Here is a 16,684-nt window from a genome sequence, read left to right as displayed (position 1 = left end):
ATTTTTAAATTTACGTTGATAATTAAAACTTATTTTAAAGAAGGAAGGGGCGTTCTGTTGCCAGGTGCCCCAAAACCCCGTTTACTTAATTAACGAAGTTAATTAAGCAGCAAGTGCATAACTTTCGTTAGCAATTATAAAATAGCCCTTTTCGGAGGAACAATTCCGAACGAAAGAATAGCCTTTAGTCACTCGTCGAATCTAGTTCACCCCCATAAGTTGTAAATGGTGGAGGTGGTGGGTACTGCCCCCACGTCCGCAATGGTTATTACGAAATTCGTTTATCGTCATAGTTGGAAATCCAACTTTATTAATATAAAAGGAAATGCAAGAGATTCAATAACATTCATGAAATTAACTAAAGAACAACAAGAAGATATAAAAAATCAACAATCACAAAGTAATTCAACAAAAAGAGTGACTGTTCCCGAATTAGAAAAAATTCTTTATGAGGCAATACCAGCTCTAGATCATGGATTTGTAAGAGTAGTTGATTATATGGGAGATGACACATCAATTGTACAATCAGCTCGAGTTTCTTATGGGAAGGGCACAAAACAAGTTTCAACTGATGCAGGTTTGATAAAATATTTAATGCGCCATTGGCATAGTACTCCTTTTGAAATGTGTGAAATTAAATATCATATAAAGTTACCAATTTTTATTGCTCGTCAGTGGATTAGACATCGGACTGCAAATGTAAATGAGTATTCTGCACGGTACTCAATTTTAGATAAAGAATTTTATTTGCCAACAAATGAAAACTTAGCTGCGCAATCTACATCTAATAGACAAGGAAGAGGTGATATTTTAGAAGGTGAGCAAGCAAAAGAAGTTTTAGAACTTTTAAAAAATGATGCAGAAAGAACTTATTCAAATTATGAAACAATGCTAAATGAAAGATATGACGGTTCTACTATCGATGAGAATAAAAAAGGTTTAGCAAGAGAACTTGCAAGAATGAATTTGACTCTAAATACTTATACTCAATGGTATTGGAAAACTGATTTGCTAAATTTGATGAACTTTTTAAGATTGAGAGCCGATCATCATGCACAATATGAAATAAGAGTTTATGCAGACATAATGTTAAATACTTTAAGAAAATGGGTTCCAATTACATATGATGCCTTTATGGATTATAGAGTAGGTGGAACAGAAGTTTCAGCCAAAGCAAAAAAAGTTCTACAAAATTTAATTAAAGGCGAGAGTATTTCAATCGAAGAATCTGGACTTTCAAAGAGGGAGTGGAATGAATTAATGATAGCATTTAGTTTAAATGATAAGTTAATATAAGCATCTCAATAAAAATTAAATAAAAAACAATGGATCAAAATATTAAAAGCCCATCTAATAGAAATTTTGGAATTGTTTTTAGCCTTGTTTTTTTAATTATAGGTTTATGGCCATTAATTAATTATGGAGAAATAAGATATTGGGCAATTTTAATTGCATTTATTTTTTTAATTCTTGGATTATTAAATTCAAAATTATTAAACCCACTTAATAAATTATGGTTTAAATTTGGAATTTTGTTATCAAAAATTGTTTCCCCAATAATAATGGGAATAATTTTTTTTTTAGTAGTAACTCCCATAGGTCTTTTAATGAGAATATTTAAAAAAGATTTACTTAATCTAAGATTTAGTAGCGATGAAACATATTGGATAAAAAAAAAGGATGATAAAAGTAATATGAAAAATCAATTTTAGATTAAATGATTTTAAATAATAAAAAAATTTTTAATTTTACAAACTTTTTAATTTATATTTTTCTTTTTTTTTCAATAGTTTTGCTATTATATACGCATTACAAGTCATATTTTGTTTTCAATTCATTTAGACTTCATCATTATTTAATTTATTATTTTTTTTCAGCAGGAAGCATCATTTTTTTTTCAGTTCTATTATTCTTTAATTCTGAGTTTAAGAAAAATATTCTACTTTTTTTATTTACTTTGATATTTATTATATATTTAACAGAAGTTCTTGTAAGAGCTATTTACAAAGAGTCTAGCGACTCAATAAAAGAAAATAAAAAAATTAGAGAAAATAGAGCTAAGGTTATTTTTGAAAAATATGGAAAAGTTGTTGATGTTAGATCCCCAATTCAAGTTCAAAAAGAGTTAAGAGAAAAAGGTACAGATGTTTCACTATTAGTTACTCCTTATCGGATGATTGAGAATGAAATTAAAATTTTTGAGGACAAAGATAATGATGAACAAAACTCAAAAAGAATACTTCCACTATCAGGTCTATCAAAAAAACTCTACGTTGGTGGCTCAGAAACAGGAGAATATAAATTTTATACAACAGATAGATATGGCTTTAATAACCAAGATGATGATTGGGATAAAGAAGTTTATATTACACTGATAGGAGATTCTTTTATTCATGGTGGGTATTTAAATTTCGAAAATAATTTTGTTGGAACATTAAAAAAGATTTCTAATAAAACTGTTTTAGGATTGGCTCAGCCAAATAATGGACCCTTACTAGAATTAGCTACTTTAAAGGAATATACTAAAACAATTAATCCAAAAATAATTCTTTGGATGTATTATGAAGGTAATGACCTAATAGAAATTATTGAGGAAAAAAAATCAAAAACATTAAATAAATATTTTTCTAAAAACTTTACTCAAGATTTGATAAAAAAACAAAAATCTATTGAGAAATCTTATTCAATATTTGTTGATGAGAGAATTTTAAAATTAGATTTGGCTGAAAAAAAAATAGATACTAGTCAGCGTTCTTCAGATGATGACCTGTACACAAAAATTATATCTGTTTTTAAATTACAAAAAATTAGAGCTATTTTATTTACAAATTTATTCGCCAGAATTAAAGATAGAGACTATAACAAATCTACTAAATTCTTAAAAGAAGTATTGATTGAAGCTAAAAAAGAAACAGATTTACTTAACGCAAAACTATATTTTGTATATTTGCCATCTTCTACGAGATTTTTAGACAATAATCATATGTTGAAGAAGAATGATTTTTTTAGACAAGATGTTTTAAATATTGTCGATGATCTAAATATTGAATTAATAGATATTTATGAAAAATTATTTAAATATCACCAAAATCCATTATCTTTCTATCATTTTTCAATGCATTCTCATTATAACAAAAAAGCAGTAGAACAAATTTCTCAAGAAATATATAAACAAGTCATAGATAATTAATTTCAGTTATTTGATCAATGGGCTTTATTAAAGAATTTATATTATTTTTAAAAGTTAGAAAAAAATATTGGCTTCTACCCATAATAATTTTTTTAGTTTTGTTTGGGGGCTTAATAGTATTAACCCAGGGTACTGCGGTGGCTCCTTTTATTTATACAATTTTTTAAAGTGAAATCTATTTTAGGCATCTCTGCTTTTTATCATGATAGTGCTGCCTGTATTTTAATAGACGGAAAAATAATTGCAGCAGCTCAAGAGGAAAGATTTACAAGAAAAAAACATGATCCAAGCTATCCCCATAATGCAATTGAATTTGTATTGAACTATTCAAAATTAAAACTGAGTGAGGTTGATCAAATAGTTTTTTTTGAAAAACCATTTTTAAAATTTGAGAGGTTGTTAGAAACTTATGTTGCTTTTGCTCCTAGAGGATTTTTATCTTTCGCTAAGGCAATGCCAATATGGGTTAAAGAAAAACTTTTTCAAAAAAATCTTCTTTTTAATAAACTTAAATCTCATGATAAAAATTTTAAAAGTGATAAAAATATTTTTTTTTCTGATCATCATTTAAGTCACGCAGCAAGTGCTTTTTTTCCATCACCATTTGATGAGGCTGTCATAATAACTGCTGATGGAGTAGGTGAATGGGCAACTACTACAGTCGCAATAGGAAAAAATGAAAATTTAGAAATTAAGAAAGAAATTCATTTTCCACATTCTTTAGGATTACTTTATTCTTCATTTACCTATTACACAGGTTTTAAAGTAAATAGTGGTGAATATAAACTTATGGGTCTAGCTCCATATGGAAATCCCATTTATGAGGATAAAATAAAAAAGTTGGTAGACATAAAAAATGATGGAACTTTTAGATTAGATCAAAAATTTTTTAATTATGCTACAGGTCTTACAATGACTAATGATAATTTTCATAATTTATTTGGCCAAAAACCTCGTAATCCACTTAATGAAAAAATAACTCAGTTTCATATGGATATAGCAGCATCAATACAAAAAGTAACAGAAGAAATAATGATAAAGTTATCAAGATCTATAAGAAAAGAGTTTGGAATAAAAAATTTATGTTTAGCAGGTGGAGTCGCACTCAACTGTGTTGCTAATGGAAAAATTTTGAGAGAAAAAATATTTGATAAAATTTGGATACAACCAGCCGCAGGAGATGCAGGAGGTTCTCTTGGAGCAGCATTAGCTATGTGGCATATAGAAAATAAAAATAAAAGAGTTGTAAATACAAGCGATGACATGAAAGGTTCATATCTTGGAACTGAATTTACTCAAACTGAAATTGAAAAAGAACTAGATTCTGTGGGAGCACACTTCGAAACTCTGGAGTATGAGGATTTGATTAATCAAACTTCAGAAAATTTATCAAATGAAAAAGCTGTAGGTTGGTTTCAAGGTAGAATGGAGTTTGGTCCTAGAGCGTTAGGTAATAGATCTATATTGGGTGACCCAAGATCGGATAAAATGCAAAAAAATTTAAATTTAAAAGTAAAATATAGAGAGAGCTTTAGACCTTTCGCACCTTCAGTGCTTAAAGAAGATTTATCCAAATGGTTTGATATGGATATTGAGAGTCCATATATGCTTCTAGTGGCCGAAGTAAATCCTGAAAAAAAAATTGAAATGACCGATGAGCAGAAAAGTCTTTTTGGAATAGATAAATTGAATATAAAAAGGTCAGAAATACCCGCAGTTACTCATGTAGATTATTCTGCAAGAATTCAAACTGTAGATAAATCTACAAATAAAATATATCATGATTTATTATCAAAATTTAAAGACAAAACAGGATGTGCGGTAATCGTAAATACTTCTTTTAATGTAAGAGGAGAACCAATTGTAAACTCTCCAACTGATGCATTCAATTGTTTTATGGGAACAGAGTTAGACTATCTTGTTATTGGAAATTGTATTCTTGATAAAAAAAAACAAAACCCAAAATTAAAAAAGGACTACACCCAAGAATTTGAGTTAGACTAAATATAAAGATTTGACATTTTTTGCTAAATCTAGATAAATTTTTGAGATCTTACTATTAGAATTTTCTTCAACAATCGGTTTACCTATATCTGCTGATTTTCCCACTTCGGGATCAATAGGAATTTCTCCTAAAAATTTTTTATCAAATTCTTTTGCAGTCTTTTCAACTCCACTTTCACCAAAAATATTATATCTTTTATTGTCATCTCCAATAAAGTAACTCATATTATCTATCAAACCTAAAATTTTTACGCCAAGTTTATCAAACATTTTGATTCCCCTTTTCACATCTAATAAAGCAACCTCTTGAGGAGTTGATACTATTATTGCCCCATCTATTTTTATTTCTTGAGAAAAAGTAAGCTGTGTATCACCAGTGCCAGGTGGCATATCTATAATAATAAAATCCAGATCTTTCCAGTTAACTTTTTGAGTAAATGTTCTAATTGCGCTTGTAACCATTGGACCTCTCCATATCATTGGTGTTTGTTGATCTGTTAGGAAACCAATCGACATACATTGAATATCGTATTTAATTACAGGATCTAATTTTTGACCATCACTTTTAGGCTTTTCATTTATCCCAAACATTTTAGGTATTGAAGGACCATAAATATCAGCATCTAACAAACCAACTTTACACCCCACATTTCTTAGAGCTAAAGCCAAGTTTGTTGCGAAAGTGGATTTTCCAACACCCCCTTTTGCACTTGAAATTGCAATTGTAAACTTTGTGCCTTTAATTGGATTTTTCTTAGGCAATTTTCCACTCATTTTAGCTCTCATTGCGTCACTTAATTCTGGTTTTTCCTTTGGCATATTTGGATCTTAACTTGTTTTTCCTCATAAAGACATTATATAGATTGCCATATGCCAGATGATTTTAGACAAGGCGGTGGAAGTCCTTGGGGAACACCCCCAGGTGGAAGCGGTGGCGGAAGTGGCAATGGCTCTGGCCGAGGCCCAACTCCTCCAGATATCGATAAAATTATAAGAGAGTTTCAAGAAAAGATTAAGAAATTTTTACCAGGAGGTAGTTCATCAGGTGGTAAGCAAGCCGTTTTGGTGTTAATTATTTTAGGGTTCGTTTGGTTAGCTAGTGGACTTTACAGAGTACTACCAGATGAACAAGGTGTAGTTTTAAGATTTGGAAAATTTGTAAAAACCACTCAACCGGGATTAAATTACCATATACCGTTTCCAGTAGAATCTGTACTGACTCCAAAAGTTACGAAGGTTAATAGAATAGATATTGGCTTCAGATCTGAGAGAGATAGTGGTTTTACATCTCAAGGTGGAGTAGCTGATGTTCCTCAAGAAAGCTTAATGCTTACGGGAGATGAAAATATTGTTAACATCGATTTTTCAGTTTTCTGGGTGATAAAAGATGCAGGAAACTTTTTATTTAAAATTCAAGACCCAGAGGGAACAGTTAAAGCTGCAGCAGAAACAGCAATGAGAGAGGTAATTGCAAGATCTGATATTCAACCTATTTTAACTGAAGGTAGATCAGTCATAGAGACAGATACACAAGAAATTATTCAAAAGATTTTAGATGAATACACTAGTGGTATTCAGATAACACAAGTTCAAACACAAAAAGCAGACCCACCAGATCAGGTAATTGATGCATTTAGAGATGTACAGGCTGCAAGAGCTGATATGGAAAGATCAAAAAATGAGGCAGAAGCTTATGCAAACGATGTTATCCCAAGAGCACGAGGGGAAGCAGAAAAAATATTACAAGCTGCTGAGGCATATAAGAAAGAAGTCGTAGCAAAGGCAGAGGGTGAAGCAAGCAGGTTCTTGGCAATTTATAATGAATATAAAAACGCAAAATCTGTAACTCAGGAAAGAATGTATTTAGAGACAATGGAAAAAGTTTTAGCCGATATTGATAAAGTAATAATCGAAAAAAATGCAGGTTCAGGTGTCGTTCCTTATTTACCTTTACCTGAACTACAAAAAAAGAAAGTGACAAATTAATATGAATGCAGGAAAAATTACAGCTGGAATTATTGTTGCATTAGCAGCAATTGCATTCTTTTCAATTTTTATAGTTAAAGAAGTTAATCAAGCGATTGTTCTACAATTTGGAGATCCAAAAAGAATAATTCTAAAACCTGGATTAAATTTCAAAATTCCTTTTATTCAAAACGTTGTATTTTTAGATAAGAGAATTTTAAATTTGGATACTCCACCTGAAGAGGTAATTGCTTCTGATCAAAAGAGATTGATCGTTGATGCATTTGCCAGATTTCAAATAGTTGATCCTCTTAAGTTTTATATTTCAGTTGGAAATGAAAGGGTTGCAAGATCAAGATTGGCTACCATTATAAATTCTAGAATAAGAAATGTTCTTGGACAACAAGAACTTCAAACTTTGCTTTCAGAGGATAGAACCAAACAAATGGCTTTAATTCAAGAGGGTGTAAATAATGAAGCTGAAAATTTTGGAATAAAGATAGTTGATGTTAGAATTAAAAGAGCGGATCTTCCCCAAGCTAACAGTGACGCGATTTTTAGAAGAATGCAGACCGAAAGGGAGAGAGAAGCAAAAGAATTTAGAGCAAGAGGAGCTGAAATGGCAGTTACAATTACCTCGACTGCTGACAAAGAAGTAACAGTAATTTTAGCTGAGGCTCAAAAGAAATCAGAGATTATGAAAGGTGAAGGAGATGGTAAAAGAAATAATATCTTTGCCGCTGCGTTTGGACAGGATCCAGAATTCTTTGCATTTTATAGAGCTATGCAAGCTTATGAAAAAGCTTTAATAGGTGGAGAAACATCTTTAATTTTATCTCCTGACAGTGAGTTCTTTAAATTTTTTGGAAATATAAAACCACAAACAGAGTAAACTTTGATGAAAGAATTGATCATTGCATTTGGTCTATTCTTTTTTATTGAGGGAATTTTATATGCCTTATTTCCATCAAAAATGAAGAATATGTTAAAAAAGCTTGAGTTAATCAAAGATAGTCAATTACGTACTGGCGGATTAATTTTTGCTTTAATAGGTTTTATAATTATTTATTACGCAAAAAGTTAAAATGATGAAAATAAAAACAATATTTCTCTCTTTATTATTAGTATTTTGTTTTTCATCAATATCAAATTCTCAAAATATACCTAATTCGTTTGCAGATTTAGCTGAAAAATTAATGCCCTCAGTAGTGAATATTTCTACAACTCAAACGGTAGTGACAAGAAGTAATCCTTTCCCAAATTTTCAATTTCCACCAGGATCACCATTTGGTGATATGTTTAAAGAATTTGGAACACCTCAAGAAAGACAATCCTCAGCACTTGGCTCAGGATTTATTATTGATGAAAAAGGAATACTAGTAACAAATAATCATGTAATCGAAGGAGCAGAGGATATCGTAGTTCAGGTCAACGGAGAAAAAAAGTTTAAAGCAAAAGTTATTGGAGCAGATCCTCTTTCAGATATTGCAGTTTTAAAAATTGAGTCAAAAGAAAAGTTTTTACCTGTGAGATTTGGTGATTCTGATAAAGCAAGAATAGGCGATTGGGTTATAGCTATTGGAAATCCATTTGGGTTAGGTGGAACAGTTACATCAGGAATAATTTCTGCAAGAAATCGATCAATTGGATTATCAAGATATGAAGATTATATTCAAACAGATGCATCTATAAATTCTGGAAATTCAGGTGGTCCTTTGTTTGATATGAATGGTGATGTGATTGGAATTAATACGGCAATTCTTGGAAGAAGTGGAAATGTTGGAATAGGTTTTTCAATACCATCAAACAGTGCAAAGATTGTAATTGATCAATTAATTGAATTTGGAGAAACAAAAAGAGGATGGCTAGGAGTAAGAATTCAAGATGTAACAAAAGAAATTGCAGAAGTAGAAAAGTTAGATGAACCAAGAGGAGCTCTGGTTGCAAGTGTTGCACCAAATAGCCCATCTGAAAAGGCTGGAGTTAAAAGTGGAGATATTATTTTGGAATTCAATGGTGAAAAAATAAATCAAATGAAAGAACTCCCAATAATTGTTGCAAGAACTAAAGTTGGAAAAAAAGTAAAAGTAAAAATTTGGAGAAATAAAAAAGAAATTATCAAAACGATTACACTTGGAAGACTGGAGACTTCAGAAGATTTTAAAATTTCAGAAAAAAAAGAAGAACTACCAAAAGAAACTTTAATTGAAAACCTTAATATAAAAGTAAGAAAACTTTCTGACCAAGATATTAAAACAAGAAATTTACCTAACCAAACAAATGGTTTAGTGATTACAAGTATTGAAAATAATAGTCCTTTGACTGGCTCGATAGAAGTGAATAGCATTATTCTAGAAGCTCAGAAGAAAAAAATAAGGAATGTTGAGGATTTAAATCAAGCCCTAAAGCAAGTTTTGAATAGTAACCAGAAGACTATTTTACTTGTGATCTATAATAGTCAAAATCAAAAAAGATATATAGGCGTTAAATTAGATTAGTTTATGGATTTAAAATCCAAAATTATTTTAATTTATGGACCTACTGCATCTGGTAAATCTAAATTTGCAATTGAACTAGCAAAAAAAATTTCAGGTCAGATTATAAATGCTGATAGCATGCAAGTTTATAGAGAGTTAAAGATTTTAACAGCAAGACCTTTTGAAAAAGATTATCAAAATATCAAACATCATTTATACGGATTTCAAAATGCGAAAAAAAATTTTTCAACAGGAGATTGGCTTAAAATGGCAAAAGAAAAAATATTGCAATGTAGAAAAATAAATAAAACACCAATATTAGTAGGAGGCACTGGTCTTTATTTTAAAGCTTTGACAGAGGGATTAGTAAATATTCCTAGAATCCCTGTTAATTTTAGAAATAAAGTAAGAAATTTACACAAAAGAATAGGACAAAAAAAATTTTTTCTAAAGTTATTACAAATAGATCCTTTGATTAAAGATCGAATTAATTCTCTAGATGTACAAAGATCTTTAAGAGCATATGAAATTAAATCATTTACAAAAAAATCTATGATTAACTGGTTTAAAAATACTAAGTCAGAATACGCTAGTAATGATTTTTTTAAAATATTTATTGATTTTCCAAGAAAAGATTTAATAGAAAGAATAAATAAGAGATCTGAAAATATGATTAAACTAGGAGCAATTTTAGAGGTTAAAAAATTTATTAAATTGAAAGTTCCAAAAAATAAAAGCCTTAGTAAAGCAATTGGAATAAGTGAGATTAAGCAATATCTTCAAAAAAAAATCCAAGCAGAACAATTAATAGAGAAAATATCAATAAAGACTAGGCAATATGCCAAAAGACAGAGCACCTGGGCTCGAGGACATATGAAAGATTGGAATAAAGTTAATCCAGATGGTTTGGAAAAGCTCTTAAAAAAAATTTAGATATTCTCTACTTAGCCTTGACCAATTAGCACAACTTCAGCTAGATTGCTTGAATGTCTAAATTATATACCGGTGCAGAAATTGTATTTAAATGTCTTGAAGATCAAGAGGTTGAATATATTTTTGGTTATCCAGGTGGAGCAGTTTTACCAATTTATGATGAACTTAAACATCATTCATCAATAAAACATATACTTGTTAGACATGAACAAGGAGCAGGCCATGCAGCAGAAGGTTATGCAAGATCATCAGGCAAGCCTGGAGTAGTTTTAGTAACTTCAGGACCAGGTGCCACTAATGTTGTCACCGCATTAACTGATGCTTATATGGACTCAATACCTTTAGTTTGTATTTCTGGACAAGTACCTACTCATTTAATAGGCACTGATGCTTTTCAAGAATGTGACACAACAGGAATCACGAGGCCTTGCACAAAACATAATTGGTTAGTTAAAGATATTAAAGAATTACCAAAAGTAATGCATGAAGCTTTTAAAGTAGCAACAACTGGAAGACCTGGACCTGTATTAATTGATATTCCTAAAGATATCCAATTTGCAAAAACTAATTATGCAAGATTTAAAAAAGAAAAAAAATTAAATGGAAAAATACATAATAAATTTTCTGAAAATGAAATTAATCAATTAATTGATTTAATTTCAAAAGCAAAAAAACCAGTTGTTTATACCGGAGGTGGAGTAATAAATTCAGGTCCTCAAGCTAGTGAAACTTTAAAAGAGTTTGTTAGATTAATTGGTTTTCCAATCACATCAACTCTACAAGGGTTAGGGGCATTTCCAGGGGATGATAATCAATTTATTGGAATGCTAGGTATGCATGGAACTTATGAAGCTAATAATGCAATGCATGATTGTGATTTGTTAATTAACATTGGTGCAAGATTTGACGATAGAATAACGGGTAAGATCGATGAGTTTTCTCCAAAATCAAAAAAAGTTCATATTGATATTGATCCATCATCAATTAATAAAATTATAAAAGTAGATCTTGCAATAGTTGGAGATGTTAATGAAGTAATAAAGTCAGCTATCAAGAAAATAAATAAAAAACAAAATGGATTAAAAGATTCGAATAAACAAAGAATTTCAAAATGGTGGGAACAAATCCAGAAATGGAGAACGAAAGACTCGTTAGGTTTTATTAATAGCGATAAAGAGATCAAGCCTCAGCATGCTGTAAAAAGATTATATGAGCTTACAAAAAATCAAGATACATTTATCACAACTGAAGTTGGTCAGCATCAAATGTGGGCTGCACAACACTATAAATTTAATAAACCTAATAGATGGATGACATCAGGAGGTCTTGGGACTATGGGATACGGACTTCCAGCAGCAGTAGGTGTTCAAATTGCTCATCCAGATAAACTTGTAATCGATATTGCAGGTGAGGCATCAGTGTTAATGACAATGCAAGAAATGTCTACAGCAGTTCAATATAATTTACCTATCAAAATATTTATCTTGAATAACCAGTACATGGGTATGGTTAGACAATGGCAAGAACTTCTGCATGAAAAGAATTATTCAGAAAGTTATTCTGAAGCTTTACCTGATTTTGTTAAATTAGCTGAGGCCTATGGATGCAAAGGTATCAAGGCTGATAATCCTCTAGAATTAGATGATAAAATTAAAGAGATGCTCGATTATAAGGGCCCGGTGATATTTGATTGTCATGTAGATCCTAATGAAAATTGTTTTCCAATGATACCGTCTGGAAAGCCTCACAATCAGATGATTTTAGGTCCAAATGATAAAGAGGAAAACAAGATTACTGGCAAAGGGAAATCATTAGTATAATGTCATCTCCAAAATCAGCATACAGCATACCCACTAAGAAAGGTAAACTAGATACTCATATATTTGTGGTTTGGGTAGATAATGAGTCTGGTGTGTTGGCAAGAGTTGTTGGGTTATTTTCTGGTAGAGGATACAATATAGAGTCTTTAGCTGTAGCAGAAGTTGATGCAGCGAAGAATATTTCTAGAATTACAATAGTAACAACAGGAACACCACAAGTTATTGATCAAATCAAACTTCAGTTAAAAAAACTAGTTCCAGTTCATAAAGTTGCAGATTTTAAAAGAGAAGATAAAAAAGTTATATTTAAAGAGATGGCGTTACTTAAGATTGTTGCACAGAAAAAAAAGATAGAAAAGTGTCTTAAGGAATGCAAAAAATTTAATCCAGTGATTTTAGATAAAACAAATAAATCAGTGGTTGTACAAATAACCGCTCTAAGAAGAGAAATTGATAAAATGAGTAAAAAATTAAAACCCTATGGTCTTACAAGCACTTCAAGAACTGGGGCAATAGCAATGACCAGAGGTGCTGACACATTTAAATAAATTTATAAAGGAGAAGAAAAAATGAAGATGTTTTATGAAAAAGATGCTGATGTAAACTTAATTAAAGATAAAAAAGTTGCTATTTTTGGTTACGGAAGTCAAGGGCATGCCCATGCTCTCAATTTAAAAGATAGCGGAGTAAAAGAGGTAGTTGTTGCTTTAAGAGATGGTTCAGCAAGTAAAGCAAAAGCTGAATCAAAAGGTTTGAAAGTAATGAACTTGTCCGATGCAGCAGAATGGGCTGACGTTTGTATGATCCTAACTCCTGATGAGCTTCAAGCAACCATATATAAAAATCACATCGAACAAAGACTAAAAGAGGGCACAAGTCTAGCTTTTGCTCATGGTTTAAATATTCATTATGATTTAATCAAAGCGAGAAAAGATTTAGATGTATTTATGGTTGCTCCTAAAGGACCCGGACATCTTGTAAGAAGCGAATTTGAAAAAGGTGGTGGAGTTCCTTGTTTGATGGCTGTTCATCAAGATGGTACAGGTAAAGCAAGAGATTTAGCTTTATCGTATGCATCAGCTATTGGAGGAGGAAGATCTGGAATTATTGAAACCACTTTCAAAGATGAATGTGAAACAGATTTATTCGGAGAACAAACTGTTCTTTGTGGAGGTCTTGTAGAATTAATCAAAAATGGTTATGAAACATTAGTTGAGGCAGGATATGAACCGGAGATGGCTTATTTCGAGTGTTTGCACGAGGTAAAATTAATCGTTGATCTTATCTATGAGGGTGGAATTGCAAATATGAATTACTCAATTTCAAATACTGCAGAGTATGGCGAGTATGTTTCAGGACCTAGAATTATTAATAAGGAAGAAACTAAGAAAAGAATGAAAGAAGTACTAGAGGACATTCAATCTGGAAAGTTTACCAAACAATGGATGGATGAGTGTAAAAATGGTCAAAAGAATTTTCTTAAGACCAGAGAGGAATTAGCAAAACACTCTATAGAAACAGTCGGTACGAAACTAAGAGCAATGATGCCGTGGATTGGTAAGAAGAAATTAGTGGATAGCGATAAGAAGTAAAATATTGATTAAATTGGGCTAAAATAATTATTTTATTTTGCAATCTAAACGATAGGTTGTATATTTCGATCACTAAAAATATTTATATGGCTGAGAAAGATAAAGTATTCATTTTCGATACAACTATGAGGGATGGTGAACAATCACCAGGGGCCTCTATGAGCGTTGAGGAAAAAATTCAGATATCGAGAGTTTTTGATGAAATGGGAATTGATATAATTGAGGCTGGTTTTCCAATATCATCTCCAGGTGATTTTGAGGCTGTAAGTGCAATCAGTAAAAGTGTAAAAAATTCAATTCCTTGTGGATTAGCAAGAGCTACAAAAAAAGACATAGACGCTTGTCATGAATCTTTAAAATTCGCAAAAAGATTTCGTATCCACACATTTATTTCAACAAGCCCAGTTCATATGAAACATAAACTTAATATGACAGATGAACAAGTTTTAGGCGCTATAAAAGAAAGTGTTACTTATGCTAAAAAATTTACAGATGACGTTGAGTGGTCATGTGAGGATGGCACAAGAACAAATTTAGAATTTATGTATAAAACTATAGAACTTGCCATTAAATGTGGAGCAACAACAATTAATATTCCTGATACAGTTGGCTATTCTATACCTGAAGAATTTGCAAAAACTATTACATCAATAAAAAACAATGTACCAAATATTGATAAGGCTATTATTTCCGCGCACTGCCATAATGATTTAGGCTTAGCAGTTGCCAATGCTTTATCAGGTTTATCAGCAGGGGTTAGACAAATTGAGTGTACTATAAATGGAATAGGTGAAAGAGCGGGTAACGCAGCACTTGAAGAAATTGTGATGGCTATAAAAACACGAGATGATTTATTACCTTATGAAACAGGAATTAAAACTGAACTAATTAGCAAAGCATCTAAAATTGTATCTAATGCCACGGGTTTTCCTGTTCAATTTAATAAAGCAATCGTTGGAAAGAATGCTTTTGCTCATGAATCAGGAATTCATCAGGATGGAATGTTAAAAAATAGAGAGACCTATGAAATAATGACACCAGAAAGTGTTGGTGTAAAAAAAACATCTTTAGTAATGGGTAAACACTCTGGACGTCATGCATTTAAGGATAAATTAAGCGATTTAGGTTATGCAGATGTCACAGATGATGTAGTTCAAGCAGCTTTTGGAAAATTTAAAATTTTGGCGGATAAGAAAAAACATATTTATGATGAAGATATTGTTGCATTAGTCGACGATAGTTTAATTATTGATAATAAGATAAATGCGATTAATTTAAAATCATTAAAAGTATTTGCTGGAACTGGTGAGCCCCAAAGGGCTGACATGACTTTAGATGTTTTTGGAGAAGTTAAAAAGACTTCTCAAACTGGTGATGGTCCAGTTGATGCAATATTTAAATGCATAAAAGAACTTTATCCTCATGATGTAAAATTGTCTCTTTATCAAGTTCATGCAGTTACAGAAGGAACTGATGCACAGGCTACCGTAAGTGTAAAGATAGAGGAAAATGATAGAACTACAGTGGGTCAGTCAGCTGATACAGATACTTTAGTAGCATCGGCAAATGCTTATTTAAATGCTTTAAACAAAATGCTTATCAAGAGAGAGAAAAAATCTTTATATAAAAATATCGAACCAAAAAAATTAAAGGAGAGTATATAATGGGAATATTTGATAGTGTTAAAAAAATATGGAGTCAAGACATGGCTATCGATCTTGGAACTGCCAACACATTAGTTGTAGTTAAAGGACAAGGTGTAGTTTTAAATGAGCCATCTGTTGTAGCGATTGTAGAGCAAACTGGAAAAAAACAAGTTTTAGCTGTAGGGGATGAGGCAAAAACAATGTTAGGAAGAACACCTGGAAATATTAGTGCAATTCGACCTTTAAGAGACGGTGTTATCGCTGATTTTATTGTCACTGAAGAAATGATCAAACATTTCATTAAAAAAGTTCATAAAGGCAGAACATTCGCAAATCCAAGAATATTAATTTGCGTACCCACTGGCTCTACTCCAGTTGAAAGAAAAGCAATTCAAGATAGTGCTTTAGCGGCAGGCGCTAGAAGAGTTCAATTAATTGAGGAGCCTATAGCTGCAGCAATTGGTGCAGGTTTACCAATATCAGAGGCAACAGGATCAATGGTTGTTGATATCGGTGGTGGAACAAGTGAGATTGCTGTCATGTCATTAGGAGGTTTAGTTTATTCAAAATCTCTAAGAGTTGCAGGTGATGCTATGGATGGTGCATTAGTTAACTATATGAGAAAAGAATATAACCTTATGATAGGGGATAGCACAGCTGAAAAAATTAAAAAAGAAATTGGTACCGCTATACCATCTAATAATAATACTTATGCTGTCAAAGGTCGAGATTTAAGATCGGGAACTCCAAAAGAAGTCAATATTACCGAAGAAGATACAGCAGAGGCATTAGATGGTATTTTAAGAGAAATGGTTAATGGTATTAAAGATGCTCTTGAGGCCACACCACCAGAATTATCAGCAGACCTTGTTGATATGGGTCTTACTTTGACAGGAGGCGGAGCTTTATTAAAAAATATAGATAGAAGATTTTCTAAAGAAACAGGATTGCCAGTGCACATTGCTGAGGACCCATTATCATGTGTTGCAATCGGAACTGGTAAAGCTTTGGATCAAGAACAAACATTCTCTACGATGCTGACTGAATATTAAGAAAG

The 16,684-nt window shown here is 31.4% G+C and carries 16 protein-coding genes and 1 other RNA gene; 15 read left to right on the top strand and 2 right to left on the bottom strand.

Annotated elements, in window-relative coordinates; genetic code table 11:
* Window positions 1–42 precede the first annotated feature (42 nt).
* Window positions 43–344: a transfer-messenger RNA gene (gene ssrA / locus ACTT9C_RS00905) on the bottom strand.
* Between the two features lie 4 nt (window positions 345–348).
* On the opposite strand from ssrA, the gene thyX reads away from it, so the two are divergent.
* The 5 genes from thyX to ACTT9C_RS00880 all read left to right on the top strand — a co-directional run bounded on the left by thyX (window position 349) and on the right by ACTT9C_RS00880 (window position 5,194).
* Complete coding sequence (gene thyX, locus ACTT9C_RS00900; protein ID WP_440922628.1) at window positions 349–1,296, top strand: FAD-dependent thymidylate synthase; 948 nt, start codon at window positions 349–351, stop codon at window positions 1,294–1,296.
* A gap of 29 nt (window positions 1,297–1,325) precedes the next feature.
* A complete protein-coding gene (locus ACTT9C_RS00895) occupies window positions 1,326–1,712 on the top strand; it encodes an SxtJ family membrane protein (protein WP_440922627.1) in 387 nt (128 codons plus the stop codon).
* A 245-nt stretch (window positions 1,713–1,957) separates the two neighbouring features.
* On the top strand, window positions 1,958–3,190 hold the full coding sequence (locus ACTT9C_RS00890; protein WP_440922626.1) for a hypothetical protein: 1,233 nt from the start codon (window positions 1,958–1,960) through the stop codon (window positions 3,188–3,190).
* Window positions 3,191–3,207: 17 nt separating this feature from the next.
* The gene (locus tag ACTT9C_RS00885) at window positions 3,208–3,357 is read left to right on the top strand and encodes a DUF5989 family protein (RefSeq protein ID WP_440922625.1); all 150 of its coding nucleotides are present in this window, start codon (window positions 3,208–3,210) and stop codon (window positions 3,355–3,357) included.
* Window position 3,358: 1 nt separating this feature from the next.
* Window positions 3,359–5,194, top strand: coding sequence for a carbamoyltransferase family protein (locus ACTT9C_RS00880; RefSeq protein ID WP_440922624.1), 1,836 nt, complete (start codon window positions 3,359–3,361; stop codon window positions 5,192–5,194).
* Here the strand turns inward: ACTT9C_RS00880 and ACTT9C_RS00875 are convergent.
* Window positions 5,186–6,013 carry an Mrp/NBP35 family ATP-binding protein gene (locus tag ACTT9C_RS00875; RefSeq protein ID WP_440922623.1) on the bottom strand — a complete coding sequence of 276 codons (828 nt, stop codon included), beginning with the start codon at window positions 6,011–6,013 and terminating at the stop codon, window positions 5,186–5,188. The two genes, ACTT9C_RS00880 and ACTT9C_RS00875, sit on opposite strands and share 9 nt — an antisense overlap.
* 51 nt (window positions 6,014–6,064) lie before the next feature.
* On the opposite strand from ACTT9C_RS00875, the gene hflK reads away from it, so the two are divergent.
* From hflK to ACTT9C_RS00825, 10 genes are all read left to right on the top strand, one after another.
* The gene (gene hflK, locus ACTT9C_RS00870; protein ID WP_440922622.1) at window positions 6,065–7,180 is read left to right on the top strand and encodes an FtsH protease activity modulator HflK; all 1,116 of its coding nucleotides are present in this window, start codon (window positions 6,065–6,067) and stop codon (window positions 7,178–7,180) included.
* A gap of 1 nt (window position 7,181) precedes the next feature.
* Window positions 7,182–8,051 carry a protease modulator HflC gene (hflC, locus tag ACTT9C_RS00865; RefSeq protein ID WP_440922621.1) on the top strand — a complete coding sequence of 290 codons (870 nt, stop codon included), beginning with the start codon at window positions 7,182–7,184 and terminating at the stop codon, window positions 8,049–8,051.
* Between the two features lie 6 nt (window positions 8,052–8,057).
* The gene (locus ACTT9C_RS00860; RefSeq protein WP_440922620.1) at window positions 8,058–8,243 is read left to right on the top strand and encodes a DUF2065 domain-containing protein; all 186 of its coding nucleotides are present in this window, start codon (window positions 8,058–8,060) and stop codon (window positions 8,241–8,243) included.
* 1 nt (window position 8,244) lies between these two features.
* On the top strand, window positions 8,245–9,657 hold the full coding sequence (locus ACTT9C_RS00855; RefSeq protein ID WP_440922619.1) for a Do family serine endopeptidase: 1,413 nt from the start codon (window positions 8,245–8,247) through the stop codon (window positions 9,655–9,657).
* Window positions 9,658–9,660: 3 nt separating this feature from the next.
* Complete coding sequence (miaA, locus tag ACTT9C_RS00850; protein WP_440922618.1) at window positions 9,661–10,569, top strand: tRNA (adenosine(37)-N6)-dimethylallyltransferase MiaA; 909 nt, start codon at window positions 9,661–9,663, stop codon at window positions 10,567–10,569.
* 53 nt (window positions 10,570–10,622) lie between these two features.
* Complete coding sequence (locus ACTT9C_RS00845; RefSeq protein ID WP_440922617.1) at window positions 10,623–12,389, top strand: acetolactate synthase 3 large subunit; 1,767 nt, start codon at window positions 10,623–10,625, stop codon at window positions 12,387–12,389.
* The gene (gene ilvN / locus ACTT9C_RS00840; protein WP_440922616.1) at window positions 12,389–12,937 is read left to right on the top strand and encodes an acetolactate synthase small subunit; all 549 of its coding nucleotides are present in this window, start codon (window positions 12,389–12,391) and stop codon (window positions 12,935–12,937) included. Before ACTT9C_RS00845 ends, ilvN begins: the two co-directional genes overlap by 1 nt.
* 21 nt (window positions 12,938–12,958) lie before the next feature.
* Complete coding sequence (gene ilvC, locus ACTT9C_RS00835; protein WP_440922615.1) at window positions 12,959–13,981, top strand: ketol-acid reductoisomerase; 1,023 nt, start codon at window positions 12,959–12,961, stop codon at window positions 13,979–13,981.
* A gap of 86 nt (window positions 13,982–14,067) precedes the next feature.
* Window positions 14,068–15,645, top strand: a complete 1,578-nt coding sequence (locus ACTT9C_RS00830; protein WP_085148880.1) for a 2-isopropylmalate synthase — start codon at window positions 14,068–14,070, stop codon at window positions 15,643–15,645.
* Window positions 15,645–16,679, top strand: a complete 1,035-nt coding sequence (locus ACTT9C_RS00825; RefSeq protein ID WP_085148877.1) for a rod shape-determining protein — start codon at window positions 15,645–15,647, stop codon at window positions 16,677–16,679. The genes ACTT9C_RS00830 and ACTT9C_RS00825 overlap by 1 nt, the downstream gene beginning before the upstream one ends.
* The last annotated feature ends 5 nt before the right edge of the window (window positions 16,680–16,684 follow it).

Source organism: Candidatus Pelagibacter sp. (assembly GCF_052049575.1).
Lineage (GTDB): Bacteria > Pseudomonadota > Alphaproteobacteria > Pelagibacterales > Pelagibacteraceae > Pelagibacter.
Note: the sequence above shows the minus strand (reverse complement) of the source record. Positions and strands in the feature narration are given on the sequence as shown.